The following is a 26,160-nucleotide window of genomic DNA, read 5'->3' as shown; positions in this document are numbered from 1 at the left end:
TCCTTTATTTAAAAACCTCATTTAAATGGTCTTTATAAAATGAAATGGCACGTTCAAATTCTTTTACTTCCTCTACTTTCACGACAGTTTCAAGTAATAATTTCATCGCTGATTCGTGATCGTTTACGTTATATTTTGCTAATGATAAAAATACTTTCATCGGAGCGTTCTCTGGAAATTTTTTCACCCCAGCTTCTAATACTGTAATTGCCTTTTCATATTCCCCTATACAACGATATGTACTTCCTAAACCAATATAAGCACCGCAAAGCGATTCGCCATCAAGTCCATTTGCGATTGCCTGCTCATAATACGGAACTGCTTCTGTTTCTAGCCCCATTACATCATGTATCCACGCACACTGATACAGTACTTCTGCATCCTTTGTAAAGTTTGTTAATCCTATAAGCATCTCTTTAGACTGCGCATATTTCTTTTCATTTCTAAGTTTAATAGCTTGCTTTAATAAATGTTCCATAGAATCCACTCCTCACCAATTATTCTGTGTATAGCTCTTGATTGGTATACGCTTCACATTCGTGTAAAAGTAAAATTCCCACCAATTAAAGTTTCGCTTACTTATTACTATGCGGATTCATTCTCATCTAAAAACTTAATTTTAAAAAGCAGTGACACGATTACATAATACCTCTAAGCTTTTGACAATTTCTTTCGCTGTTTCATCTTTCCCATTACACAACTTCCCTTTACCATCCTGTCCAATTACATAATGCACAGCCCCGCGCGAATATAAAGAATGTGGTGAATTCGCAATCATTACATTCGCCCTTGCTTCTTTCATTCTATTTTTTGCTCTTTCAAACAGTTCTTCTTCATTTAAATCACTTTCAAGTTTAAAACCAACAAGTACTGTTTCTGGGTCCCATTCTTTTATTTGTTTTAATACCTTTGGAGCCTTTTGAAAGTGAATAATCGGTGCTATATCACTTGAAATTTTTCCGTTCATATTAAGAACATTACCATCTTGATCACAAATTTTCTCTACAATCCAATCTGATCCAGCCGCTGCCATAATGACTGCATCAACCTTTTCATGTGATATGATACTTTTCATTTTATCTTGTAAATCAACGATTCCTTCAAATGGATGTAATTCTAACCCTCTATGTACATCACTCGGTTTCTCCGCAAAATAACCGTGTAAATATATAACATGTGCCCCTTTAGCTAGAAGTTCTTCTGCGATTATCCTTCCGATTGTACCTTTGGCCATATTCGTATGCCCGCGTACTTGATCCCATTTTTCTAGACAACCACCGCTCGTAATTAATACCTTTTTCCCCTTCATTGTAACCATCCCTTACTAATTTTTCTTACGAAACCATTCTGTTCCAAAGTCAACTATATCACGCTGTTTCATTAGACGACACGTTGCATTCCCTATCTTCCCATTTTTTACAGTTCCTTTTCGCTCAAACTCCACACCAATTTCTACAAACTTCTCAGATTCGTAATCCATTTCAACAAACTCTTTCCACACTCTTTCACCGTTTTCTATAATAGGTGCTCCTACTTGTATTAACTCACATGCACCAGAACGCACCTCGGATAAATGAACAGACGTATTGGAATCATATCCAACACCAATTAATAATACGTACCCGTCTAAATCATATATTTTTCTTAATGGAGATTCTTCTCCAAAGCTCATTGATAACGAATGGTTCATTGTTATTTCTACTGCATGTTTTCCCCATGCAGCAAAACTTCCTAACGGATGATTACTACGTACTACATTCGGATATGTACGAAAACATTCAACTATTTCACCCATTCCCCTTGTTGGGGTTATACGTGAATCAAATGCTGGGACGTTATCTCGGATAATTTGCCACCAGTCTTCCGGTACAGGTGGTCTTGACCAATGTTTCGGATCGGACAAATCCGAAGATTGCGTTGGCATTATTATCGTTCCTTCTTCCGTAACAACTTTCATTAATGCTTCTACTACAGCAACGGCACCACCAGATATCCACCCGATAGAACTTAGTGATGAATGAACGATAATTGTCATTCCTTTTTCGACTCCTAATGCTTTTAAATCTTTTGTTATTGTTTCGATTGTATTTGGAAATTGTGTACTTGCTACTATTTCATTCATTTTCATATTGGTTCCCCCACTAGCCACGTAAATTTAAACTTTTATATAAATATATTATCATATTTTTCTTAATTTTTAACTTAATCATATTCATTACTACAAAAATATGTATATTATTATACTGAAGCCTCAAAACTCTATTAAAATCGTAGATAATGATGAGCGAGAGTTTTTTTGAAATGAAGAAAAATGTAAATCCTATTTTTTCAAACTATACTCCATATGCATATTTTATACTATTTTTCCATGTAACAATGAAGTCTTTCTATCCCTGGATATTTTTCTCCTAAACTTTTAACTTGAAAACCAATTCTTTTATAAAATTCTACCGCCCCATCGTCTGTCTCCGCTTCTATATAAGTCAATTGATATATCCTTACCACTTCTTTAATCATTTGCAGTGCAATTCCTTTTTGACGATAATCTGGAGCCACTGCTATATGACATATGCGTGCTTTAGTTTCTCCGATTATTTCAATACCTAGACAAGCTTTTTCTTCATATTTGTACAAAGTCCCTTTATTACTTTGATAAAATATTACTGCCTTCTTTAAGCTTATTTCATTTGGACCGACGGCATATTGTAGCACATTTAATATTGAATCTTTCTCAATTTGTTTAACACACTGTAAATTCATACTTTCATCCCTTTCTATGAAAAAAGACTAGCTCTTAATAAAAAGAGCTAATCTCATTACGCCGTTATTTTTTCTTCTTTTTTTACAACGACAGCCACATAACTATGAAGTATCATTCCAATAATAACGAGACTCATACCAATCCAAGATAATGATGATGGGATTGGTGCAGATAACCAGATCAACTCTCCTACTAGCGCAAATAAAACTTCACCAGACTGCGTCGCTTCCACTGTTGCTAATTTTTGCGGATCATCTTTCACAAGATCTGTTGCAAAGAAAAATAATACTGTCGCGATTAACCCAGAGCTAACTGCTACAATAAAACATTGAAAAACTTGGCTACTTGACGGTAATCCGCCTGTTGATACTTCGTAACCAGATAATAAAAACCAAAATGGTAAACTTGCTAATGTCATACCGAGTACTCGCTGAAATACATCTAATTCCCCTTTACAAACTTGCATCATTTTTCTATTTCCAAGAGGATACGCAAATGCTGCAATAAGTACAGGAACTACACATAAAACGGTTTCACGAATACCTAATGAAGAAGCATGTTCTACTTGCATGAGAACGACACCGAATAAAATAATGCCCGACATTACTAATTCCTTCATCGGAAGTTTTTTATGTAGTGGATCCACCGCAAAAAATGGTGTTAACAAAATCCCTGCAACGATTGTAATTTGCCATGTTGATGCAACGAGCCAACCTGGTCCGAACGCTCCAGCAAAACTAAGCGGTGCATAAAAGAGACCAAATCCAACGATACTCCACACTAACCATTCTTTCGGATTGTTTTTCATATATTGAAAGAGTTGCTTTAAGTTCCCTCTATACATAACAATAAGTAATAGCATTGGAACCATAAAATAATACCGTAATGATGCACTCCAAATCCAGCTTCCACCTTCTAAGTCCATTGCCCTGTTCAAAACAAAAGTAAAGGCAAAGAAAAATGATGCCAGTATTCCTATAACAATTGCTTTCATTGTAAAACCCCTTGTATTTAATTTTTTATCTCTATGACCTATATTTTAGTATACGCGATGAAAAATCTACATTCAAACTTACATTTCACTTTAGGATGATGAAGGAATTGTAGTAGATTTACATGGGAATAAAGTGCATTGGTATGAAATCGAAGCCATTACATATCAAAATTTTCAAGGGTCAAAATCTACTTTAATCTCGACCCACTATACTCACCATGAAAATATACGCATCCGCTATAAAAGATGGCTACCAACTATTGCACATTCAATTTACTGGTTTTCTATTGAGAAACCAAAAGATTATCATAAAAATTTAATGATAGCTTGGGAAGAAAAGCGAACGAATAAAAACAAACGCCTCCTTTAATTATTATTTAGGGGCGTTCGTTCATTAAAAAATTAAAGAATATGTAGTTTATATTCTCTGTATAATTTCCTCAATCGACTTATATGAGCTTGATGATACCGATTATGATCTGCTATATGCCATATTCCCCATCTTATTGTCGCAGTTTCGCCTTTTTCATACAAAACTTCCTCTCTTAAAAGAACAACACCATATGTTCATCATCACTATACACACCATTCATTTTTATAGCCCTTTTTTCAATTCCGTATGTTTTAAATCCCATTGATTCATATAATCGTTTGGCTGGTTCGTTCGTTGACACAACCCCTAAATTCAATTGCTCTAGCTTCATCTCTTTTGCCCTTTCAATTGCTTTACGTATTAAATCACGTGCAAGACCACTTCTTCGATTTTCAGTATCTACATACATTGCAACGATATGTCCTTTATGCTTATATGCGTCTTTTTCTTCTGTTAATAAAGTAACAACCCCAACTAAACGATTTTCATTATTAAAAGCACCAAATGTAAAACTACTGTTGGATGAAAGATTACTAGCAACTCGTTCAAGAGGGTTTTCTTGACGTACTGCTTCTTCATAAGTCGTTATAAATGCTTCTGGATTTACTTGTAGTGCTTGTAAACGCAACTCCCAATATTTTTTTGCATCCGCTTTTGTAAGTAATCGAATCATTTTATTTTCCCCTTTTTAATTTACATAATATTTTTATAGGTTATTAATTTTTGATTCATACTCTTCTTTTAATATACTGTAACGATAGCGATGAATGAACTTTCCCTGTCTCAATCGATCATTTCTCATTAACCCTTCGCATACAAATCCGGCACTTTCATAACTCTTTTTAGCTTTTGTATTATCTTCATCTACACGTAACCAAATTTTCTCCAATTCAAACTGAGAAAAACCTATTTGTAACATGCTGTTTAGAGCTGCCATTCCAAATCCTTTACCCCAATAGTCTTTATTTCCAATCGCAATTCCTAGTTCAGCATTTTTATTTGTTTTATCAAAATTTTTAAGGTCTACCCATCCAATATGTATACCTGTCTCAGTAACGATTGCCCTTTGTTCATAACCATTTTTTCGGCTTATACAAGCTTCAATCCAGTTTCTCGTATCTCCACGAGTGAACGGAGGATATTGATCTGGTAAAACTAAATGCTTTGTTACATCTCTATCTAATGACCATTGATAGCGATCTTCTACATCATCTAGTGTCAATTCTCTTAATTGAACATATGGTACATTCATTTTTTCTCCTCTCTTTATTTACCAATAGAAAATCCTTCGAACACTCTTCCACCATACTGTTCTAACGTCTTTTCTATAAAATGAATTAATTCATTTTTCCCTCCCGTTTTATAAAAATGATCAAAAGCGGCTACAAATTTGTTTGCATATTGCTCATCATATCTTTTTAGCACTCTAATAAACCATTTTGAACTCCCAAGCCACTTACCATTTACTCTTAATACATATTCATGTACTAAATCGGCTAATAAATTAGCGATAAACAATTCTTCTTCTCTTTTTGTTGCACCAATAAAGTCATCTAAAGTATCCGTAATAAAATATCGCTTCTGCTTAATCGTTTCTTCGGTCCATTTAGCTGGTCCTTTATGTAGTAAATCATTCGCTTCTTTTTTTAATTTCTCAACAATTTCCTGTTCCCCTTTTAAGGCAATCCCTTCTGAAACTAATTGTGGTAACGACGGCCTCCCTCGATCACAATCCATTTTGAAAAAGGTTTTATATGTTTCGAAATTATGAACAAACACCTCAACAGGCCATCCATTACTATAGAAAGATTCTCTATAGCAAGAAGTTAAACTTTGATCGACTATTACAATGTCAAGGTCAGATGTTTTCGTCGCTTCTCCTCGTGCAACGCTTCCGCCGAGTAAAGCTACATCACAATTCGGAAATTGTAATGTAATTATGTTTTGTGCTGCTTCAATTGGTTTCATAACCGATCCTCTTTTCTTATTTCACTTTCTTTTTTTCAGCTCTTTCTCTCGCTTTTTTTATATAGCTTTCTGCATCTGGTGTTTTACATGATGTTGCACCATGATCAACCTCTATTTTTCCAATTTCACTTGCAATTTCAATCGCTTGTCGCTCTAAGTCTTCATTACGAATTCCTATTGCGATTAAAGCACTATTCATCGCTTCTTTTTTTCTATTTTTTTCATTATGTATATTTTCTTTAATCTCTTCTAAGTACGGAGAGAAGAAATCATCATGTAACGTTTTATTTTTAATCGCTATATTTGCTAATAAAGACCAGCCAGCTCTTCCAATCCATTCATCATTAGACTTTGTCCACTCTTCCATTCTTTCTATTGCAATTGGCGAAGTACATATAGATGTCATAAGAACATCCATTAAACAGTAATAATCAACATCCTGAATCCAACTATTAAGCTGTTCTGTCGTTATTTTTTTCGGGTCTAAAATATAAGTTGCTAATGTCATTGCGTCCATATTTTTCGTTTCCCACAATTCAACTGCTAAATCGTGATCTTTTTTTATCTTCTTTTTTAACAATTTTAAATTTGCAAAACTAACTCCAAATAACGGCTCTTTCGCTCCGTGGTTTTTATACGTTTTTCGATTTTGTTCTGTTCCATATTCCTCTAGTTGCCGCATTACTTCCTCAAGTAACATATACCCACCTCTTTATCTTTTATGTTGACTGTATATATGTATGTACGATATATTCTACATTACTTTTTGGTTTTCCTATATTTATTTTTAAAATACGGTATGTGAAATTTTCAAACATTGCACAGCTATACCATCAAAAAACTGTACATGTTAAACATACAGTTTTCTGATGGTATCAATTTTGCGTAGAATAAGATATAAACTACGAAAGAACTTTTAATAAGATGTGTATTTCCAACATGTTTAGAAAACGCTTCAAAATGGTTTACTATCATACTTTTATACCTCCTTCATAAATTATGTTTACTACATTTGTTCTTAGCCAAAATACTTTCTACATTTTAATAACTCTCTCAATAAAAATTTCTTATATAAAAATCCCTACAAACACTGTAGGGATTTATGTCTAAATCATTTTGTTACACTCTATTTCATATAAAAATAGTTTTCTTATTCAGATGCATTCATAAGCACAATTCTCCAACCGTCTGGATCCTCTATTGTGGTTCCTTTCTCTATCCAATACGGGTTTTCAGGTTCTACCTCATGATAGCCCATATTACTTAATCGATTCACTATCTTTTCAATTTCATCTTTAATAGGCATATAAAAAACTAGTAAATTATCTTTTGTCGGTGCCGGACATGGACTTCCATTAACATGTGTAGTAAACTCCAAATGATACTCTTCATCTGGCAAGCCAAACATAACCCCATCATATCCTTCATGATTGTGAAATTCCCCTATACGTTTTAAACCTAATCCTGTTTCATAAAAACTTATCACTTCTTCAAATTTATCTGTTGGTCTTGCAATTCTAAATTGAACCCAATTCTTCATGCAAATCTCCTCCTTTTCATTTTCCAAAGCTTTATAGTAATTAGTATAGGTTACATATATTCCCTTTAACATCCCTCATTAGTGTGAACTTCCTAAGTTGAAAGACCTATTAGTTAATAAACAATAGGACTTTAGTATAAAATTCATATAAAATTAGTTATATAAATATAGAGATGAATTACAAGCTATTACGTATGAAATAGTTCTCCTTGCAGGGCCTTTATATACCGATCAGCAGATCTTTGTACAGCTTTATTCGCATCTTCCACCACACCATGAAATGCATTATATAGTCGACTAAATTGGATATCTTTTACCTTCTCTGCCATATCTCTAACTTTATTCGCTGGTAATGGAATGAGATTGGGATAACTATACATAAAACTTACCCATTTCCGATCCGAAACTACTTGTATAATATCACCTGATAACAAAATACCTTTCCCTTCATTACCGTCTTTCCAATGTATAACAGTTCCACCCTTAAAATGGCCTCCTAAGCGATGCAATGTAAGTTCTTCCGATAATATCAGATGCTCCCCAGACCAAAATTTAATTTGCTTACTCGGACGAACCACCCACTCTTTATCATCTTCATGAATATAAATAGGTACATTGAATGTTTCCGCCCATTTAACTTGTGTAGAGTAATAATGTGGATGAGAAAGTGCTATTGCTTGAATACCACCTAAATCATATATACGTTGTATCGTTTTATCATCTAAATAACTAATGCAATCCCACATAACATTTAGAGTTTTACTTTGTATTAAAAATGCTGTTTGTCCAATCGCAAATTTAGGTTTAGTAGTAATGCTATACAAACCGCTTTCTTCTTTTATTATTTCGTTTTTGTATAAATTGCTATTTTGCATCGTTTCTAATGTTGTCCATGACTGCCCAATTGGATTAACATATTGTCTTTCCTCATTACAAATTTTACAGCGAGAAGGTGCTTCTTCATTTTCGGGATACTGTACTCCACATGTAGTGCAAATATAATTATCCATATTCCCACTCCTTTTTTCATGTAATTGTTTCTTTACCAATATTTTAATAAAAAACAAAAATATTCGAATCAATAATTGGAACGAAAATGAAATGATACGAAAGTATGATTTGGTGATTGAAAGTTTAAATAATAAAGTTTAAATTCATCCTATTTTTCAAAACTGCAATTGATATAAAATCTTGCATACTTTTGAGTAAACTTTTTTACACTTGTAAAAAAGTTTTTTTGCATTTCCCTACCTATAATTGCTAATATAGTAGAGTAGAACTTTTATAGAGAGAAGGAAAATTATGCACAATGGAATTCGAATGACAACTTTAGTAAAAAGGGCTATGTTAGTTTGTGCGGGGGTATTATTCACATACGAAGTGGCTTTTGGATCAGTACATACTGCTCTAGCTAGTACAGAGGATGAAGCAAAATCTGTTCAACTTGTAAGTGAGATTCAAACATCTCTTGCTCCGAAAGAAGCTCCAAAACATTATAACGGGCAAGTTAGAAAAGTCGCTTATTTAACATTTGATGACGGTCCTGGAAAATACACAGCTGAGCTTTTAGATATGTTAAAGAAAGAAAATGCAAAAGCAACATTCTTCCTAATTGGTTCAAACGTAAAAGCTTTCCCTGATCTTGTAAAACGCGAAGATGCTGAAGGTCACTACGTTGGGATGCACAGTATGACTCATAACTACAAGAAACTTTACACTGAAGGTCATTACGTAGATGAAATGAAGGAAGACCAAGGCTTAATCGCTGGTGTTTTAGGTAAATCACCAGTATTAACTCGTCCATCTTACGGCTCTATGCCAGGATTAAACGAAGCTCTTCGCAACAAAGTTGTAGAAAATGGCTTAAAAGTTTGGGATTGGACAATTGATTCTTTAGACTGGAAATATAACAAAATGCAAGTTGATGCTGCATCTGCTAAAATTGTAGAAAACGTGTTACATGGTGCTACAAATCCAACAGAAGTTATCCTTATGCATGATATTCATCCACAATCAGTAAAAGCAGTTCCTGGAATTATTAAAGGACTGAAAGAAAAAGGATATGAATTAGAAGCATATAATGAGAACGAACACTTCCCATTAAACTTCTGGCATGATAATCGTATGTAATGAAAAGACCTGATTTCCTTTAGCTGGGAATCAAGTCTTTTTATCATTTTGGGAATTACTCCTCGTATATTCGACTCAAACTCCCCCTTCTCTAATATCAATAAAAATTCAAAATCACATGTTATACTATAATTTAGTTTAAATAAGTAGGTGCCATATGATCGTATATACAGTACAAACTGAAGAAGCATGGAAACAATTTAAGAAACTTGGTTATTTAGAAGGTAATAAAGAATTCATCGATCCAGACGATGTATATTCATATGACTGGATGGTGCGCGTCGCTAAAACAAGATTTCCTCATTACGAAGGTAACTATCCTATTTGGGTCTGGGAAGCAAATAATTACCCAAATCGAAATCATAAAGCTTGGGGTAGAACAAATTCAAAAATGGTAATTTTAACACTAGATGTACCGAAAGAATGGGTACTATGGAGCTATTTTGACTATTGGTGCTGTGCTATGACTGATGGATCAACATATTTACATACAAAAAATAAGTGTACTTTAGATGAATGGTATACATATATGGATAAAGAATACGGGATAATATTTGATTTCGACTATTTATTATCTCATCCTGATTGGTGTCTAGGTAAAGAGGATTCGTTAGAAAAACAAGGTGTTATCGGCAAAATACCCCTTTCCTTCGTGAAAAAAGTAAGACGTTTTCGTGCTAAGACAGATAAGTCTATTAGTAAAATCCGAAGTGATAACTGGGATAATAGAAAAGAAAACCGCATTAAAAAGATGAATCGAAAATTAAGAAAGCGAAACGATAAACAAAAAAGAATACAAAAGCGACTTATACGAAATTAAAACATATATCAAAATACAGTAAGAAATTATGGATTGAATATACAAATTCAATCCTATTTTTTATATTATCAACACTTTAGCACATATTACTCTTAAGGAGTGATGTGTATATGGATTTTCTTTCAGCCGAATATTTGTCCGCCCTACTTGCCATCATTGTAATTGATTTAGTGTTAGCCGGTGATAATGCCATTGTAATTGGATTAGCAGCAAGAAGATTACCGAAAGATCAGCAAAAGAAAGTTATTATATGGGGAACTATCGGGGCAATCGCGATTAGAGCCCTCGCTACCTTAGTTGTTGTTTGGTTGTTAAAAATACCAGGGCTACTTCTAATTGGTGGTGTACTCCTTATATGGATTGCTTATAAATTAATTGCTGAAGGCAAAGATCATGATATTAAGGCCGAAGAAGGATTTTGGTCTGCTATTAAAACCATTATTATCGCTGATGCGTTAATGGGCATCGATAATGTACTCGCTGTTGCAGGAGCTGCCCATGGTAACTTTTCTTTAGTAATCATCGGATTATTAGTGTCTATTCCAGTAGTCGTATGGGGCAGTACATTGATTTTAAAATGGGTAGATCGTTTTCCTGTCATCATTACGATTGGAGCAGCCGTTTTAGCTTATACTGCTGCGAAAATGATTGTAGATGAGAAATGGTTCGCTGGATTTTTCGAAAGTAACCCTTTCGTTAAATGGGCATTTATCATTATTATCATCATCGGTGTAGTTTTCTTCGGAAAGGCTAAACAAAAAGCAACAGCTGGTTCTGTCTCATAATGATGGTATATTTACAAATAAAAGGCGCTATTCATATGAATAGCGCCTTTTATTATTTATTTAGCTTCCCCTTCCGGAGTCGTTTTTACCTTCGTTTTGTTTTTATCGCGGTTGTTATAGTTATACTTCGAACGATCTACTGGAGTGAATCCTTCCGGTGTGTAGAATCGTAATAAGTCACCATTTACGACTTGGTCAGAGTATTTTAGTGAGTTTTGAACCATTTGTTCATTTTTCTTTATTTCATCTGTAAATTCTACAGGTTTTCCAGTAGTTGTATCATAGTATTTGCCGTTTAGTGCAGTAACTGTTGGGCTTACGTAGTTACCGTTACGGAACGCAACGACTTGTTTATGATCTGGTGATAATAAATCAGAACCGAATTGAACATAATTCTTTGTATCTGTACCTAGTAAGTGTAATAGCGTTGGAAGAACGTCAATTTCACCACCGTATTGATGTTGTACGCCACCTTTCACTCCTGGTACACGAACGATTAATGGTACACGTTGTAACTGTGCATTTTCAAATGAGTTCATTTCTTTACCCATTACTTTTGACATTGCTGCGTTATGATTATCTGAAATACCGTAATGGTCTCCGTACATAACAATAATTGAGTTATCATATAAACCAGATTGTTTCAAGTAATCGATGAAGCCTTTTACAGATTCATCTAAATAGCGTGCTGTTTGGAAGTACGTATCTACTGATGAATCACCTGTTGTTGCTGGTTCAATCGTTGCTTCTGCCTTATCGATTGGATAAGGGAAATGGTTCGATAACGTAATAAACTTCGTATAGAACGGTTGTTTCAACGTTTGTAATAACGGAATAGATTCATTAAAGAACGGTTTATCTTTTAACCCGTAGTTTACTACGTCTTTTTCATTCATATCGTAGTATGACGCATCAAAGAATTTATTAAAACCAAATGATTTATAAATATCGTCACGGTTCCAGAATGTTTTGTAGTTACCGTGGAATACTGCTGATGTGTATCCTTGTTGTCCTAAAATAGCTGGTGCTGATTGATACGTATTATGAGATTTCGTTGTAAAGACAGAACCTTGCGGTAAACCAAACATTGAATTCTCTAACATAAACTCCGCATCAGATGTTTTCCCTTGTCCTGTTTGATGGAAGAAGTTATCAAAATAAAGTGTATTCGCATCTTTTGTAAATGAGTTTAAGAACGGTGTAACTTCTTGACCATTTAATTTGTAATCAATTAAGAAGTTTTGGAATGACTCTAAATGAATGTAAATTACGTTCATTCCCTTTCCTTTACCGAAATACTCAGGATTTGGACTTGCATAAGTTGATGTTAAATAATTTCGTACTTCTGTCATATTATCGCCATCAGCTAATGCTCGTTCTGTCGATGCTTTCGCACTTTGAATTCCATCATAAATTGTGTAGTTGTATGCACCTAAATATTTCACAATATAATTACGGTCAAACGTTCTTGTTAATAATTCAGGACGGTCAGACTCTGCAAGACCTAAGTTAACACTGAATAATAAAATACCTGCTACAAATACTAGAGATAATTTATGCTTCGCAACACGAATTGGTTTTGGATTTGCAAATTTTGTTGCGACTAACACAATTAATATAATCGTGTCTAAGAAGTATAATGGATCATAAAGATGTAGCAACGCAAGAATACTACCACCTAAATCTCCAAAGTTATTCGTTTGTGTTAATGTCGGGAACGTAATAAAGTCACTGAAAAAGCGATAGTATACTACGTTTGCGTATAAAAGAATCGACAATAACAAATTAATGATAATTAACCAAATATAAGATCGTTTCCCTTTTGCAAATAATGCAAGTCCTAAAAATAGAACTGCTGAACTAAGCGGGTTAAAAAACAGCAAGAATTTTTGAATTGTGTTTGAAATTCCTAAATTGAATTCCGTTACATAAGCTGCATATGTTTTGAGCCACAATAAAATAACGGCAAACAGAAAGAATCCAAAATGATTGCTTAACACACTTTTGCTCTTTAATAAGAACTGTTTCATTTCTCCACCTCTTTTGATCATCCAAGGCTTATTTTTTTATAAGTCTGTCTCTCTATTCAAATTTTCTTCTTCAAATAGATTATCTTTATTTAACTATATGAAGAATATTAGTAATTATAATTTGAAGCTAGTATTTATTCAACTATTTCTTTCTAGACATTTTGACCTTGGTTTCTATTTAACAAAATAAATTTGTAACATTTCCTGTTTTCTCCCAAGATTCATCCACTAATTATGACACCCCATACTATATACCTTTATAAACTCATTCGCAAACTATTCTATCTCCAAATTTGGTACATATTTCACATGACAAAATAATACGATTTGATTATATTACTCCACTTACATTTCCCTTCTTCAACTAACTCTTTAAATCTTAAAGTCATTACATCCCTTCATACATGAAAAAATTCTCCTGTTCATTAATATTATATTTGAATAATTATTCATTTGACCGACCAGCGATGTTACGTTTTCTCGACAAAAAAACTCGCTCTAAAAAGAGCGAGTTTTTTCATTATATATTATTGACCTTTGTACATTGCATCTACTTGTTTTTGAAGTTCCTCATTTTCTAAGAACTCATCATAAGTAGCCTCTTTATCGATTACACCGTTTGGTGTTACTTCGATAATGCGGTTTGCAATTGTTTGCACGAACTGATGGTCATGAGATGTGAATAAGATTGTACCTTTGAATGCAATTAAACCGTTATTTAATGCTGTGATTGACTCAAGGTCTAAGTGGTTCGTTGGATCGTCAAGTGTGATTACGTTCGCACCACTTAACATCATTTTAGATAACATACAACGAACTTTTTCGCCTCCAGATAATACAGAAACGTTCTTCTTAACTTCTTCACCTGAGAATAACATACGGCCTAAGAAACCACGTAAGAAACTTTCAGACTCATCTTGTGGAGAGAATTGACGTAACCATTCAACTAAGTTGTAATCACTGTTCTCAAAGTACTTAGAGTTATCTCTTGGGAAGTAAGATTGAGAGGTTGTAACACCCCATTTGAATGAACCGCTATCCGGCTCCATTTCACCCATAAGAATTTTAAATAATGTTGTCATCGCAATATCGTTACGGCCGATAAATGCAACTTTATCACCTTTATTTAAAGTGAAGTACACATTATCTAACACTTTTTCACCATCAATTGTTTTAGAAAGACCTTCAACAGTTAATAAGTCATTTCCTACTTCACGCTCAGGTGTGAAGCCAACGAATGGGTAACGACGTGATGACGGTCTAATATCATCTAATGTAATTTTGTCTAATAATTTTTTACGAGAAGTTGCTTGTTTCGCTTTAGAAGCGTTTGAACTAAAGCGTGCAATGAAGTTTTGTAACTCTTTTACTTTCTCTTCTTTTTTCTTATTAGCATCTTGTGTTAATTTTAAAGCTAATTGGCTTGACTCATACCAGAAGTCATAGTTACCAACATAAAGTTGAATTTTACCGAAATCAAGGTCAGCCATGTGCGTACATACTTTATTTAAGAAGTGACGGTCATGGGATACTACGATAACTGTGTTTTCAAAGTTCATTAAGAAGTTTTCTAACCATTGAATCGCTTTTAAGTCCAAGTGGTTGGTAGGCTCATCTAATAATAGAATGTCAGGTTGACCGAATAAAGCTTGAGCAAGTAATACTTTTACTTTCTCTGCCCCAGTTAATTCTGACAATTTCTTATCATGAAGGTCTTCACCAATACCTAAACCTTTAAGAAGAATTGCAGCTTCTGACTCAGCTTCCCAACCGTTAAGCTCAGCGAACTCACCTTCAAGTTCAGCAGCGCGCATTCCATCTTCATCACTAAAGTCTTCTTTCATGTAAATAGCATTTTTCTCTTGCATTACTTTGTAAAGTTGCGTGTGACCCATAATTACTGTTTCTAATACTGGGAACTCTTCATATTCGAAGTGGTTCTGTTTTAATACTGCTAGACGCTCACCTGGCGTAATATGTATGTCACCTGTTGATGGTTCAATTTCTCCAGATAAAATCTTTAGGAATGTAGATTTACCAGCACCGTTTGCTCCGATTAAACCGTAGCAGTTACCTGGCGTGAATTTTATGTTAACATCTTCAAATAATTTGCGATCCGCGAAACGCAAACTAACGTTACTTACTGTAATCATTTGTGTCCTCCTACTAATACCGCTTATTTCAGCGTTTTCTCACCGATTGTCTTAAAAAATCGCATATTACGACTCAATTATTGTAGACTATAGCTATTATATAGTAGAAGCTGGATGAATAGCAACGGTTGATTGCTATTCCTTTCTTTCCAAACTCGAATAAAACCTTTGTTTTTAATTAGATTAAAGTTACATACACGTTTTAAAGAGGATTCATTTTGAAAAAACATTTATAATTGGAGCATTATGTTTATCAATTGAAATAACACAATAATTTGTATGCATTTCGCATTATAAATAGCAAACTAAAACGCTCAGAAAATATTCTGAGCGTTTTCATTTCCTTCTCCAACTAAAGCACCAGGTAGTGTAAAAAGCTATTTCACCATTTGTATTGTTAACTTATCTTTTAACATTGACCTATATGAGTCAATTTCATATTTTGTATTATTGATTTTTTCTTTTTTCATTTTTAACATATCGAATATTTCTAACTCTAAATTCCTTCTAGCTTCAAGAACTTTTATCGCTCCTTCTACCCCTGAATGGTTATGTTCTTTCCCATAGCCTTGGTTCGTGTAATAGTCGACAATTCCTGTGGACCATTCTGGATTTCTTTCTTTTAATGCCTTCCTAAATGAAAATTCAAGATCATCTTGTTCTACATAAAATAACATTAGATTTAAATTCTCTATGATTTTTGCAACTTTCATTACATAATTTATTATTTTTTCTTTTTGTTCACCGTATTTAATCATCCCAATTGTTAATGGATTTTGTATGAAACAACATTCAAAAATATAAACCTTATTATCTTCTAGAGCAATTTCAGCAAAGTCATTCCATTTGTCAGCAATTAATTCAACATTTTTATCGAATGGCAATTCATATATATCGTTTTTAAAAATATCATTACATAATTCGTCCGAAAACTGGTCACCAAACTCATTTTTTATCTTTCTGTATGGTAATAAATAATTGCTTCCTTTTTTTAAAACTCTTTTAAGAAGCACTTCTTTAAAATCTCCACTGTTAGATACTAATCTATCGAATTCAAATTTATTAAAACAAGATACACCATCATAGTCGGCGGGGTGATTCAAATTCCCCTCTAAAAATAGTTCAACTTCAATTTTATTTTGGCTTAGAATTTCATTTATTAGCTTTGCAGTGGTCGATTTTCCAAATCCAGGTAAACCTTCTACTATTATTAGTTTTGTATTCATATTTATAAATCCCTTCCTTCAAAGTATTTAACCAAGATTTAAAAAATTACTTACTCCACTGCAATCACTCCTTCAAAATACGATATTCAACATTTCCTTTGAAAAATCCTTCTTAAAGTAACCTGACCGTTAGTTTAAGAACATTTTTTCACAATCTCTATCATTATTTTAACATAAATTTCCATTTACCTTTAAAAAAAGATAGTCCACCATTATTTGAGTGAACTATCTAAAGTAAATTATATTTTTTAAATCAAATACTTTGTCAGTAATCCCCAATCGTTGCGCTGGTGTTTTTACTGTTTTCTTTTTCTCTTCCTTTGCAATTTAACTATATAAAAGTACTTAAACAATGCAATAACAATTAAAAAAGGGATGCTAAATCATATGTGATTTACATCCCTAATTTGTGTGTTATTTTATATGTTCTCTCCCATAACTGAAACAGTTACTTTTAAAAGGGGATTCTTTTATTTTCTTTCACTTAATTTCTTTGCATAATTCTTCATTTTACTCGTTAACCCTATTAACGCCGGTAATAATATCGGCATCACAATTAAAGCTAATAGAAGAAGTGCAACGCCAACTACGGATGCTACTTGTATAAGCGTTAATACACCTGAAGGGATTAATGCAGCAAATGTACCACCTAAAATAAGTGCCGCTGATAATACGACTCCTCCGATATGACGAGAAGCAGTTACAATTTTCGTCGCTGGGTCCCCTTCTAACTCATTGTATCTCATCATTACAAAAATACTATAATCCACTCCTAAAGCGACAATCATTATGAAACTAAAGAATGGAACATTCCAGCTTAATGAATCTACATGTAAAATATGCGTACTAATTTGTTCACTTATCCCTAATGATGCAAAGTAAGCTAATAGTAACGATCCAATAATAAAGATGGTGTTTAATAATGAACGTGTAATCACAATTAATACAATCGCGATTCCAATTAACATAATTGTAGCTGTACGTAAGAAATCTTGCCCAGTTACTTCTTTTAAATCAACGTTTCTAGCTGTCGTTCCTCCGATTGCTGTTTTCGCATGATTTAATTCCGACCCCTTCAAAGTACCATCTATTGTATTATTGATTTCTTGAATAATTGGCATCGCTTCTTTTGAATACGGATTTACGTCTAAAATGATTGTCATTTTAGCAGTCTTTCTATCATGTGACATGTACGTATTCAAAGCTTTTTGGAAATCTTCTCCCTCCAAAACTTCTTTTGGAATATAGAATTTCTCAGAGCTTTTTGATTCGTTCAGTTCTCCTAAATATTTCTGAGCATCCCCTAGGCCATTACTTACCTTTTCAAGGCCTTCTGTACTTTTAGTTAGTCCGGATTGTAATTGACCCATCTGTTCTTGCAAGTCTTTCAGTCCGGTTAATAGCTGACCTTGCCCATCGTTTATTTTCGTTAATCCGGTTTGTAACTCAGATGACTTGTTCGCAATTTGTTTTGAACCTGAAGCACCTTCATTTAATCCATTTTTAAGATCAGCTGCTCCTTTTTGTAACTTAGTAACTCCATTGTTCATTTCTTTTAAGCCATTATCCACTTTCAATAACGATTGATTCGCTTCTTTAAATGATCCCATCGCCGCATTATGCTGCGCTTTCAATTTATTTAATTCATTTGAAAGCCCACCTAATTGCTTTTGAGCCTCTTTAGCAATTCCTAACGTCTGCAAAATGTTAGGATCATTTGCTAATTCTGGTTTCGTTTGAATGAAATTGGTCATTAACATTTCAATTTGTTCATAACCTTTCTTCGCACCGTCAATCGCTTGAGAAATACTTCCGAAGTATTGATCGTAAGAACTTAAACCTTTTTCTAACTGTGTATAGCCAGCATGAAGTTGTGAAGTTGCTTGAGATAATACACTTATATTTTCATTTACTGAAGTTAACCCACTCTCAATTTGCCGCGCACCTTGTGCTCCGTCATTTATGCCATTGGATAGTTGATTTAAAGCTGTTCCTAATGCTGATACACCACTTTTCGCTTCATTTGTTCCATCAATTAACTTTTGAACGTTCGCAAGACTATTTGAGTCCTTATTACCCATCTTATCTTTCGCAGTAGTTAATCCATCATTAATTTCCTTTATACCACCATTGGCATCTCCTAAACCTGTATTTAGTTCACCCGCTTGTTTATTTATATATAGTTCTTTAATCCTATCACCAGTTGGACGTGTCGGTGAATATACTTCTGAAACACCTTTTACTTTCAAAATCTTATCAGTTAGTTCATCTAAAGTTTGAAGCGAACTCGCCTCATCTAACTTGTTATTCGATTGAATGACTAACGTACTTGGTGAAGAAAAACCAGGTGGAAAATGTTCTTCTATTACGTTAATCCCCATTTTCGACTCATATTTATTGTCTACTTCAAATAAATCGTTGTAATTAAGTGTATTAGAATACTTTGATATGAAAGGAATTGATATCACGAATACAATAATTAAAGCTACAAATGGTCTCACTACTGAGTTATTCGCAAAGAATCCCCATAGACGACTGTCTTCATGACCTTTAAATGTTTTAACGGGATAAAACATCCCTTTTCCTAAAAGCACCATAAAAAACGGATTTAACGTAGTTAATACTAGTAATAAAACTGCGACACCAATTGCTACCGCTGAAGTAGATTGATATAGTTTAAAACTCGCTAAAGCAAGAGATGCAAAACCAATTAGTACTGCTATCCCGCTATATAAAACGGTTTTCCCTGCCGATTTAAATGTTTCTTTCGTAGCCAAAAATGCGTTTTCTTGTTTACTTAATTCTTCTTTAAATCTCGTAAATAATAAAATGTTATAGTCTGTTCCAACCCCAAACAGGACAACAACGACAAATACTTGTGTAAAGTTAGAAAATGGAAAATTAAATTGATCTACTAAATGAGCAATAATCCCCATTGAAACTAAATATGATACCCCAACAGTAAGAAGAGAAACAATTGGAACAATAGGTGAACGGAATACAATGATTAATATTACAAGAATGAAAATGATTGAAATAACTTCAGTCTTTTTCACTCCCTCTTGAGAAGATGTAAGGAAATCTCCTGCTATTAAATCACTTCCTGTTAAGTACGTTGTTACCCCTTTCGTTTTCACTTTATTATGAAGGTTATTTGTAACTTTCGATATTTCACCATGCTTTTTATCTATCGATATTTGCGTTAAAATAGTCGTATTATCTTTAGAAACTAATTGTTTCTCTAATTCTTTATTATCTAAATGTGAAACAACTTCTTTAATTCCTAATTGTTCTTTTTCATTTTGCAAAGCGTTGATTGTTTTTATTATTTCCTCTTTTTGCTCAGTCGTTAAAGCTGTTTTACTGTCACTATTAAAAACAACTATAATGTCATACTTTTCTGTCCCGTCTTTATCCATTTCTTTTATCATTTTGTCAGCAATACTACTTTGTTCTGTATTAGGAATCGTAATGTGCCCTTTTTCTTTCACTAATTTATCCATATTAGGCATCGTTACGATCATTGTAATGGTAATAACTATCCATAATAGAAAAGATAAACTTCTCCAATTTTTCAGCTTGCTCATTTGCATCATCTCCCGCGATTAAAATTTACGTTAGTTACGGAATGAATATTCATTCCTATTATTCTATTACATTATTTTGTAAACTCTATTAAACTAGTCTTTCCGGAATGAATATTCATTCCTTTAGTTGCACAAATACCCTCTCCTACTCTCATTTTTTAATTCTATTTAGGAATGAATATTCATTCCTGTCCTTATAAAGCTATAGAATCAAATGATTCTAATAGCGTTCCAAGAGCTTTCTTCCAATTCTTTTACTAACTCTTTCGAGTATTCTAATTGCCCTGTTGCAATTACTTTCGTTAATTTTTCTAACGGTTGATATACAATAATAATTAAAGCAACTGGAGGCAATGGACGAAGTAAACCTTTTGCGATTCCATCTTCAATAATATTCATAAAGAAGCCTATAAAATCGTCAAATATTTTCTTACTCTGCTCATCAAGAAAATAACTATCACAGTGAGAATTTGTAAATAAAAAAGCATCCACATTGTTTCTCGCAAATTCAAATAAACGTTTATACGTATGACTAAACTGTTCACGAATATTTGCTTCAACAGGAAAATCCGTTTTTATCATTTCAGAAAGCTGTAACATACTTTTTGAAAATAATGAGTTAACAAGCGCCTCTTTATTTTCAAAATAGCGATAAATAGTACCCGCACCGACATTTGCTTTTTCAGCGATCATTGGAATTGTCGTACCATCGTAACCACGCTCTGCAAAAAGTTGCATCGCAGCATCAAAAATATCCTCTTGTTTGTTTTTAGCCATTTTTTCCACCTCTATTTTCAGGAATGAAAATTCATTCCGTTTTTAATTATAAATTACAGGGAATAAAAGTCAAGTGCGTGACAACGTATAGTTGCGATTCTATTCTCTTGTATGTGAATAAAATTATATCAGCGATTTTCAGGATATATCAACTTACCGACAAAAATTAATACAATGAGATGGAGCTATCCCAAAATTTTGTTCGAAACAACTCCATCTTATATGCAAATTAAAAGAAATCATAAATAAACGGCTTGCGCACTGGTACTACATTCTCAAATGCCCGTATTTCCTCTTCGCTTCCGCTAATTAATTCTAATTCATTTAGTTCTAATGGGCGTTTGTATCCAAGCAGTATTGTAGATAGTGCATTTATATCTAGCTTGATCCCTTTATCCATTGGTTCTTCTATAATTGCTATTTCATAATTTGCAAGTCTCACCGATACATTATTCCACGGTGCAAATGAATCTGTAATATGTAAAATGACTTCTTGTTGTACATTGTTCCAGTTTAACTCATACTGTTTTAAGAACTGCTCTACATCTACAATTCTTCCCATAAAATATGGTTTTATTTCTGTTTTCACACGTGGTTCTTGCAATGTATATAACAACTGTTCGTTTTCACTTACTGTCATTTCAAGCTCTTTAATCATAGAATCATGCTGGCAAATAAAATTCCATAGACCATTTCGTACTTCATTATGCAGTGGTACAAATTCTTCTACTGTCATTTTATAGTTTTCTATTTTGTATAACATGTAACCTGCTGCCTTTTTATTTTCATCATAGTAAATCGCTAATGTTAAATCATCATAAACCGCTTGTAACCACCAGTTCTTCTCTCGAACTAACATACATGAAAAACGTTCTGCAAATGCTTCATAGAGCTTCTCGACTTCTTTTGGATGATTTTCTTTATTAAAACGTTTCACAGTACCATTTACTTGTTTTTTCATCACTAAATCGCTCTTACTTATATGACATTTGAGTAGATTCGCACAAAGTTCCCAGCCGTATTTACGGTAAAATGAAACAGCAAATGGGTGTAACATAGAGACTGTATAGCCATCTTTTTTCATTCTTTGAAGTGAATGTTGAAGTAGCTCTTTTACATACCCACTTCTTCTGTACTCTGGATACGTCGCTACTCCTGCAACGCCACCCATTTTAAATTTTTCTTTACCTATGTAAATATGAAACGGGATGAGGTGTAGTTTTGCAGCTAAGTCTTTCCCTTCCATAATGCCGTATATTTCATGACTTTCCTTCATTTTTGTAAGTTGCTGCTGTAATCGTTCCTCATCTACTTTATATTGAAAAGCGTATTCTGATAAACGTAATGCTTCTCTGAATTTATCTTCTTTTAATTGTATGACATTCATATAATTCTCCTCCATTCCCTTTTTGAATTGTATCATAATTCTCACTATTATAGTTCGGTAAGTGAAATTACAAGGACGTTTTAACAAAAAAGCAGATACATCACGTATCTGCTTTCCACCCTTTTTATTTAGCTAACTTTTGAAGTTCGTCAAAGAATGTAGGATATGATACACCTACTGCTTCTGCATCTTCAATAATTGTTTTTCCTTCTGCTAGGCAGCCAGCAATTGCAAGCATCATTCCGATACGGTGATCACCATAACTATTTACTGTATTGCCTTTTAGAGCTGATTTTCCGTAAATGATCATACCGTCATCAGTTGCTTCTATTCGAGCTCCTAGTTTCGTTAACTCAGCAACTACTGTATCAATACGGTTTGTTTCTTTTACTTTTAATTCGTGTGCATCTTTAATTACTGTAATTCCTTCTGCTTGCGTTGCCGCTAATGCGATTACAGGAATCTCATCGATTAATCTAGGGATAATATCTCCGCCAATTTCAATTCCTTTTAATGAAGATGTTTCGATTGTAATATTTGCAGCTGGTTCTGATGCCCCTTCGTTAATTAGGTCTACAGTGAACGTAGCACCCATTTTTTCTAAAACATCAATAATACCTGTACGGGTTGGATTCATTCCTACATTTTGTAATACTAGTTTACTATTTGGGATGATTGCACCTGCTACTAAGAAAAATGCTGCTGATGATACGTCACCGGGCACTTGAATATCTGTTGCTGTTAATTTTTGTCCACCTGACAGCTTCACTGTTTTCCCTTCGCGAGTTACTTTAACACCAAATGCTTCGAGCATTCTTTCCGTATGGTCGCGTGAAATATGTGGTTCTGTAACAGCTGTTACACCTTCTGCACGAAGACCTGCAAGTAAAATAGCTGACTTTACTTGTGCACTTGCAACAGGAGAAATATATTCAATTGCTTTTAAATCTCCGCCACGTATTGTTAACGGTGTAAATGTTCCTTCTTCTCGGCCGTCTATGTTTGCGCCCATTTGTTTTAATGGGTTTGTTACACGCTTCATCGGTCTTTTTGCGATAGATTCATCACCTTGTACGCAAGAGAAAAATGGTGTGTTAGCTAATATACCTGACATTAATCGGATTGTTGTACCAGAATTACCAACATCTAATACAGCTTTTGGTTCTTGTAAACCTTCTAATCCTTTACCAACTACAGTAACCTCATCACCGTTTTGCGTAATTTCTACTCCCATTTCTTTAAAACATGAAATCGTACTTAAACAGTCTGCACCGGGCAAGAAACCTTTAATTGTTGTTTTCCCTTCTGCAATAGAACCGAACATAACAGCACGGTGTGAAATGGATTTATCACCTGGGATTGTAATATTGCCATTCAATCCGTTATTAACAGGTTGTATTGTTCTTTCTTTCACGTTTTTCACCTTCTCATTTAAATTGTTTCATAAGTTTGGTATTCTTCTTCTCCAAGCGCTAGTTTTGCTTTCATACGATCTTCTTCCCTTTGGAAGCTAATACGTAATACCCCAAGCAGTCCTTCACGCGCTTCTAATATTTGCAAGTTCGTAATACTAATTTCCTCGCGCGCCAAAATACTCGTAATATGAGCCAATGCCCCCACCTTATCTAATACATCGACGTATAAGTCGTGATAGGCAGGAATTGCCCCTCTCTTTCTTACTGGTAAAGAATCACGGTATTCTTTCGCATCTGCAAAATAGTTTTGAATCTCGCATGCATCTCCGGTAGAAACTGTTTTATATAAATCTTCCATTTCAGAGATCCACTCTTTTAATAATACCATTAAATGCTCACGATTTTGCTTTACAATATCACTCCACATTTTCGGACTACTAGATGCGATACGTGTAATGTCTTTAAACCCTCCAGCAGCTAGCTGATGAATGAGCGGATTATCTCCTGCATGTTTCTCTACTTGCTTCACTAAACCTGCAGCGATAAGGTGCGGGAAATGACTAACGATCCCTGTTACATAATCATGTTCTTCTGTATTTAAAACAAGGAAATGTGACCCTGTTCCTTTTAACCAATCTTTTAACTCTTCCACTTGTTCATTTGGCACATGATGCATCGGTGTTAAAATGTAAAATGCATTTTCAAATAAATGCGCTTTTGCACTTTCAACTCCCGTTTTATGAGAACCTGCCATTGGATGTCCACCAATGAAAGATACTTCCTTTGAAAATAAAGTTTCTGCTTCATTCATAATCGTGCCTTTTGTACTACCAACATCAGTCACTATAACATCTTCTCGTAAACGGAATGACGCAAGTTTGTGTAATAGCTTCTTCGTTTCTTCAACTGGAGAAGCAAAAACAATTAAATGTGCCTCTTCACATGCATGCTGTAAATCAACTGCTATTTCATCTACTACGTGTAATTCTTTTGCACGCTCTACTTGTTCTTGAAATATATCATAACCTGTTATCGTTACATCGTGCTCTTTCTTAATTGCTAATGCGAGAGAGCCTCCGATTAAACCAGTTCCAATTAATACTACCTTTTTACGCATTTTCCTCATCTCGAGACTTTCTTTTTTTATTTTCAAAGTGTTGTTGTAACACTGAAATCACCCCTTCATTTTGCTCCCTTGTTCCGACTGTAATACGGATACCATTCGGGAACGGACGAATAATAAATCCTGCATGTGCACAAGCTTCATAAATCTCTCCAGCATTCTCAACTGGCAAGAAGATGAAATTTGTTTGCGATGGATAAAATGGAATATCATTTTCCCTACAAAAGCTCTCGTATTGTTGTAATCCTTCTGTATTCACACGAACTATTTCTTCAATAAACTCGTCATCACCAAAAGCAATCGTCGCTGCTTTTTGCGCTAATGAAGATACGTTAAATGGCAAACGAACGACATTTAATTTTTCGATTAACTCTTCCTGTCCAACCGCATATCCAACGCGGAAAGAAGCTAATCCGTACGCTTTAGAAAATGTTCTAAGTACAAGAATATTTTTATGTTTTTCTAAAAGCGGTAATGTCTCTGGGAAATCTTTTGCTGTTACGTATTCATAGTACGCTTCATCAATGACAATTAACGTATTTTCACTAATACCTTCAATGAATTGAGTCAATTTTCGGTCATTCACATATGTGCCTGTTGGATTGTTCGGGTTACAAATCCATACAATTTTTGTATCGTTATCTACTACTGAAGAAATTTCTTCTAAGTCGTATACACCGTTATTTAACGCAATTTCCTTCACTTCGCAACCTTCTATAATGGCATGATGACGATACTGTGGGAATGTTGCACCTGCTGTTACAATGTTATCTCCCGCTCGTAATACGGCGCGGCTTATTATTTGAATGATTTCATCTAAACCACTACCACAAAGTACTTGTTCCATTTTCACATGTAACTTATCTGCGATTGTTTGACGGAGCGTTGTAGCACCTCCGTCAGGATATAAAGCATGTTCCAACCACGATTTTTGCAACTCATCTAAAACACGTGACGAACAGCCGAATGGATTTTCATTCGATGCTAATTTCACAAACGAATGATCTCCGTACACTTCTTTCATTTGTTCTGGTGATTTACCTGGTTTATATGGTTGTAATGATGATAGTTGATCTTTTACTTGCACGTTA

Annotated in this window: 24 protein-coding genes and 1 pseudogene; 4 read left to right on the top strand and 21 right to left on the bottom strand. The window is 34.1% G+C overall.

The window, feature by feature from the left end; translation table 11 throughout:
- Positions 1–4 precede the first annotated feature (4 nt).
- The 5 genes from ACTFRM_RS11050 to ACTFRM_RS11030 all read right to left on the bottom strand — a co-directional run bounded on the left by ACTFRM_RS11050 (position 5) and on the right by ACTFRM_RS11030 (position 3,755).
- On the bottom strand, positions 5–478 hold the full coding sequence (locus tag ACTFRM_RS11050; protein ID WP_000400636.1) for a tetratricopeptide repeat protein: 474 nt from the start codon (positions 476–478) through the stop codon (positions 5–7).
- A gap of 141 nt (positions 479–619) precedes the next feature.
- Positions 620–1,309, bottom strand: a complete 690-nt coding sequence (locus ACTFRM_RS11045) for a phosphopantothenoylcysteine decarboxylase domain-containing protein (protein ID WP_000676726.1) — start codon at positions 1,307–1,309, stop codon at positions 620–622.
- Positions 1,310–1,324: 15 nt separating this feature from the next.
- A complete protein-coding gene (locus ACTFRM_RS11040; RefSeq protein WP_000783346.1) occupies positions 1,325–2,128 on the bottom strand; it encodes an aminoglycoside N(3)-acetyltransferase in 804 nt (267 codons plus the stop codon).
- Between the two features lie 230 nt (positions 2,129–2,358).
- Positions 2,359–2,760, bottom strand: a complete 402-nt coding sequence (locus ACTFRM_RS11035; RefSeq protein WP_001053116.1) for a GNAT family N-acetyltransferase — start codon at positions 2,758–2,760, stop codon at positions 2,359–2,361.
- Positions 2,761–2,816: 56 nt separating this feature from the next.
- Positions 2,817–3,755, bottom strand: coding sequence for a DMT family transporter (locus ACTFRM_RS11030; RefSeq protein WP_000644594.1), 939 nt, complete (start codon positions 3,753–3,755; stop codon positions 2,817–2,819).
- A 133-nt stretch (positions 3,756–3,888) separates the two neighbouring features.
- Here ACTFRM_RS11030 and ACTFRM_RS11025 point away from each other — a divergent pair, with 133 nt between their 5' ends.
- Positions 3,889–4,125 carry a hypothetical protein gene (locus ACTFRM_RS11025; protein ID WP_002178308.1) on the top strand — a complete coding sequence of 79 codons (237 nt, stop codon included), beginning with the start codon at positions 3,889–3,891 and terminating at the stop codon, positions 4,123–4,125.
- Between the two features lie 32 nt (positions 4,126–4,157).
- Here the strand turns inward: ACTFRM_RS11025 and ACTFRM_RS11020 are convergent.
- From ACTFRM_RS11020 to ACTFRM_RS10990, 7 genes and pseudogenes are all read right to left on the bottom strand, one after another.
- A pseudogene (locus ACTFRM_RS11020) lies at positions 4,158–4,304 on the bottom strand (DinB family protein); the annotation flags it as partial.
- Positions 4,301–4,801 carry a GNAT family N-acetyltransferase gene (locus ACTFRM_RS11015; protein WP_000620314.1) on the bottom strand — a complete coding sequence of 167 codons (501 nt, stop codon included), beginning with the start codon at positions 4,799–4,801 and terminating at the stop codon, positions 4,301–4,303. The pseudogene ACTFRM_RS11020 and the gene ACTFRM_RS11015, both read right to left, overlap by 4 nt.
- A gap of 33 nt (positions 4,802–4,834) precedes the next feature.
- Positions 4,835–5,380, bottom strand: coding sequence for a GNAT family N-acetyltransferase (locus ACTFRM_RS11010; protein WP_001102490.1), 546 nt, complete (start codon positions 5,378–5,380; stop codon positions 4,835–4,837).
- 14 nt (positions 5,381–5,394) lie between these two features.
- The gene (locus tag ACTFRM_RS11005; RefSeq protein WP_000802424.1) at positions 5,395–6,096 is read right to left on the bottom strand and encodes a nucleotidyltransferase domain-containing protein; all 702 of its coding nucleotides are present in this window, start codon (positions 6,094–6,096) and stop codon (positions 5,395–5,397) included.
- A gap of 16 nt (positions 6,097–6,112) precedes the next feature.
- The gene (locus ACTFRM_RS11000; RefSeq protein WP_000923471.1) at positions 6,113–6,796 is read right to left on the bottom strand and encodes a DNA alkylation repair protein; all 684 of its coding nucleotides are present in this window, start codon (positions 6,794–6,796) and stop codon (positions 6,113–6,115) included.
- Positions 6,797–7,246: 450 nt separating this feature from the next.
- Complete coding sequence (locus tag ACTFRM_RS10995) at positions 7,247–7,636, bottom strand: VOC family protein (protein ID WP_000800667.1); 390 nt, start codon at positions 7,634–7,636, stop codon at positions 7,247–7,249.
- 188 nt (positions 7,637–7,824) lie between these two features.
- On the bottom strand, positions 7,825–8,646 hold the full coding sequence (locus tag ACTFRM_RS10990) for an MBL fold metallo-hydrolase (protein WP_000371021.1): 822 nt from the start codon (positions 8,644–8,646) through the stop codon (positions 7,825–7,827).
- A gap of 292 nt (positions 8,647–8,938) precedes the next feature.
- Here ACTFRM_RS10990 and ACTFRM_RS10985 point away from each other — a divergent pair, with 292 nt between their 5' ends.
- The 3 genes from ACTFRM_RS10985 to ACTFRM_RS10975 all read left to right on the top strand — a co-directional run bounded on the left by ACTFRM_RS10985 (position 8,939) and on the right by ACTFRM_RS10975 (position 11,371).
- Positions 8,939–9,766: a peptidoglycan-N-acetylglucosamine deacetylase gene (locus ACTFRM_RS10985; protein ID WP_000551452.1), complete on the top strand. Its 828-nt coding sequence runs from the start codon at positions 8,939–8,941 to the stop codon at positions 9,764–9,766.
- A 157-nt stretch (positions 9,767–9,923) separates the two neighbouring features.
- On the top strand, positions 9,924–10,586 hold the full coding sequence (locus tag ACTFRM_RS10980) for a DUF3841 domain-containing protein (RefSeq protein ID WP_088322066.1): 663 nt from the start codon (positions 9,924–9,926) through the stop codon (positions 10,584–10,586).
- Positions 10,587–10,696: 110 nt separating this feature from the next.
- Entirely contained in the window at positions 10,697–11,371 is a 675-nt protein-coding gene (locus ACTFRM_RS10975) for a TerC family protein (RefSeq protein WP_000346930.1), read from the top strand.
- 56 nt (positions 11,372–11,427) lie between these two features.
- Here ACTFRM_RS10975 and ACTFRM_RS10970 read toward each other — a convergent pair whose 3' ends face one another.
- The 9 genes from ACTFRM_RS10970 to hisC form a co-directional block, all read right to left on the bottom strand.
- A complete protein-coding gene (locus tag ACTFRM_RS10970) occupies positions 11,428–13,401 on the bottom strand; it encodes an LTA synthase family protein (protein WP_000808770.1) in 1,974 nt (657 codons plus the stop codon).
- A 527-nt stretch (positions 13,402–13,928) separates the two neighbouring features.
- Positions 13,929–15,554, bottom strand: coding sequence for an ABC-F family ATP-binding cassette domain-containing protein (locus tag ACTFRM_RS10965; protein ID WP_000633864.1), 1,626 nt, complete (start codon positions 15,552–15,554; stop codon positions 13,929–13,931).
- A 377-nt stretch (positions 15,555–15,931) separates the two neighbouring features.
- The gene (locus tag ACTFRM_RS10960) at positions 15,932–16,780 is read right to left on the bottom strand and encodes a hypothetical protein (protein ID WP_440043298.1); all 849 of its coding nucleotides are present in this window, start codon (positions 16,778–16,780) and stop codon (positions 15,932–15,934) included.
- A gap of 470 nt (positions 16,781–17,250) precedes the next feature.
- Positions 17,251–20,367, bottom strand: a complete 3,117-nt coding sequence (locus ACTFRM_RS10955; protein ID WP_142292953.1) for an MMPL family transporter — start codon at positions 20,365–20,367, stop codon at positions 17,251–17,253.
- Positions 20,368–20,577: 210 nt separating this feature from the next.
- Positions 20,578–21,144: a TetR/AcrR family transcriptional regulator gene (locus ACTFRM_RS10950; RefSeq protein ID WP_075677192.1), complete on the bottom strand. Its 567-nt coding sequence runs from the start codon at positions 21,142–21,144 to the stop codon at positions 20,578–20,580.
- Between the two features lie 229 nt (positions 21,145–21,373).
- Positions 21,374–22,531, bottom strand: a complete 1,158-nt coding sequence (locus ACTFRM_RS10945) for a GNAT family N-acetyltransferase (RefSeq protein WP_139310357.1) — start codon at positions 22,529–22,531, stop codon at positions 21,374–21,376.
- 124 nt (positions 22,532–22,655) lie between these two features.
- Positions 22,656–23,945, bottom strand: coding sequence for a 3-phosphoshikimate 1-carboxyvinyltransferase (gene aroA / locus ACTFRM_RS10940; RefSeq protein WP_000664630.1), 1,290 nt, complete (start codon positions 23,943–23,945; stop codon positions 22,656–22,658).
- Between the two features lie 17 nt (positions 23,946–23,962).
- The gene (tyrA, locus tag ACTFRM_RS10935) at positions 23,963–25,063 is read right to left on the bottom strand and encodes a prephenate dehydrogenase (protein ID WP_001228139.1); all 1,101 of its coding nucleotides are present in this window, start codon (positions 25,061–25,063) and stop codon (positions 23,963–23,965) included.
- Entirely contained in the window at positions 25,056–26,156 is a 1,101-nt protein-coding gene (gene hisC, locus ACTFRM_RS10930) for a histidinol-phosphate transaminase (protein WP_001197280.1), read from the bottom strand. The genes tyrA and hisC overlap by 8 nt, the downstream gene beginning before the upstream one ends.
- Between the last annotated feature and the right edge of the window lie 4 nt (positions 26,157–26,160).

This window comes from Bacillus cereus group sp. MYBK227-1, assembly GCF_051916325.1.
Classification (GTDB): Bacteria; Bacillota; Bacilli; order Bacillales; family Bacillaceae_G; genus Bacillus_A; species Bacillus_A cereus.
Note: the sequence above shows the minus strand (reverse complement) of the source record. Positions and strands in the feature narration are given on the sequence as shown.

Coding starts and splice junctions, on each gene's coding strand:
- ACTFRM_RS11050 (WP_000400636.1), bottom strand. CDS start 478: ATGGAACATTTATTAAAGCAAGCTATTAAACTTAGAAATGAAAAGAAA.
- ACTFRM_RS11045 (WP_000676726.1), bottom strand. CDS start 1,309: ATGAAGGGGAAAAAGGTATTAATTACGAGCGGTGGTTGTCTAGAAAAA.
- ACTFRM_RS11040 (WP_000783346.1), bottom strand. CDS start 2,128: ATGAAAATGAATGAAATAGTAGCAAGTACACAATTTCCAAATACAATC.
- ACTFRM_RS11035 (WP_001053116.1), bottom strand. CDS start 2,760: ATGAATTTACAGTGTGTTAAACAAATTGAGAAAGATTCAATATTAAAT.
- ACTFRM_RS11030 (WP_000644594.1), bottom strand. CDS start 3,755: ATGAAAGCAATTGTTATAGGAATACTGGCATCATTTTTCTTTGCCTTT.
- ACTFRM_RS11015 (WP_000620314.1), bottom strand. CDS start 4,801: ATGATTCGATTACTTACAAAAGCGGATGCAAAAAAATATTGGGAGTTG.
- ACTFRM_RS11010 (WP_001102490.1), bottom strand. CDS start 5,380: ATGAATGTACCATATGTTCAATTAAGAGAATTGACACTAGATGATGTA.
- ACTFRM_RS11005 (WP_000802424.1), bottom strand. CDS start 6,096: ATGAAACCAATTGAAGCAGCACAAAACATAATTACATTACAATTTCCG.
- ACTFRM_RS11000 (WP_000923471.1), bottom strand. CDS start 6,796: ATGTTACTTGAGGAAGTAATGCGGCAACTAGAGGAATATGGAACAGAA.
- ACTFRM_RS10995 (WP_000800667.1), bottom strand. CDS start 7,636: ATGAAGAATTGGGTTCAATTTAGAATTGCAAGACCAACAGATAAATTT.
- ACTFRM_RS10990 (WP_000371021.1), bottom strand. CDS start 8,646: ATGGATAATTATATTTGCACTACATGTGGAGTACAGTATCCCGAAAAT.
- ACTFRM_RS10985 (WP_000551452.1), top strand. CDS start 8,939: ATGCACAATGGAATTCGAATGACAACTTTAGTAAAAAGGGCTATGTTA.
- ACTFRM_RS10980 (WP_088322066.1), top strand. CDS start 9,924: ATGATCGTATATACAGTACAAACTGAAGAAGCATGGAAACAATTTAAG.
- ACTFRM_RS10975 (WP_000346930.1), top strand. CDS start 10,697: ATGGATTTTCTTTCAGCCGAATATTTGTCCGCCCTACTTGCCATCATT.
- ACTFRM_RS10970 (WP_000808770.1), bottom strand. CDS start 13,401: ATGAAACAGTTCTTATTAAAGAGCAAAAGTGTGTTAAGCAATCATTTT.
- ACTFRM_RS10965 (WP_000633864.1), bottom strand. CDS start 15,554: ATGATTACAGTAAGTAACGTTAGTTTGCGTTTCGCGGATCGCAAATTA.
- ACTFRM_RS10960 (WP_440043298.1), bottom strand. CDS start 16,780: ATGAATACAAAACTAATAATAGTAGAAGGTTTACCTGGATTTGGAAAA.
- ACTFRM_RS10955 (WP_142292953.1), bottom strand. CDS start 20,367: ATGAGCAAGCTGAAAAATTGGAGAAGTTTATCTTTTCTATTATGGATA.
- ACTFRM_RS10950 (WP_075677192.1), bottom strand. CDS start 21,144: ATGGCTAAAAACAAACAAGAGGATATTTTTGATGCTGCGATGCAACTT.
- ACTFRM_RS10945 (WP_139310357.1), bottom strand. CDS start 22,531: ATGAATGTCATACAATTAAAAGAAGATAAATTCAGAGAAGCATTACGT.
- tyrA (WP_001228139.1), bottom strand. CDS start 25,063: ATGCGTAAAAAGGTAGTATTAATTGGAACTGGTTTAATCGGAGGCTCT.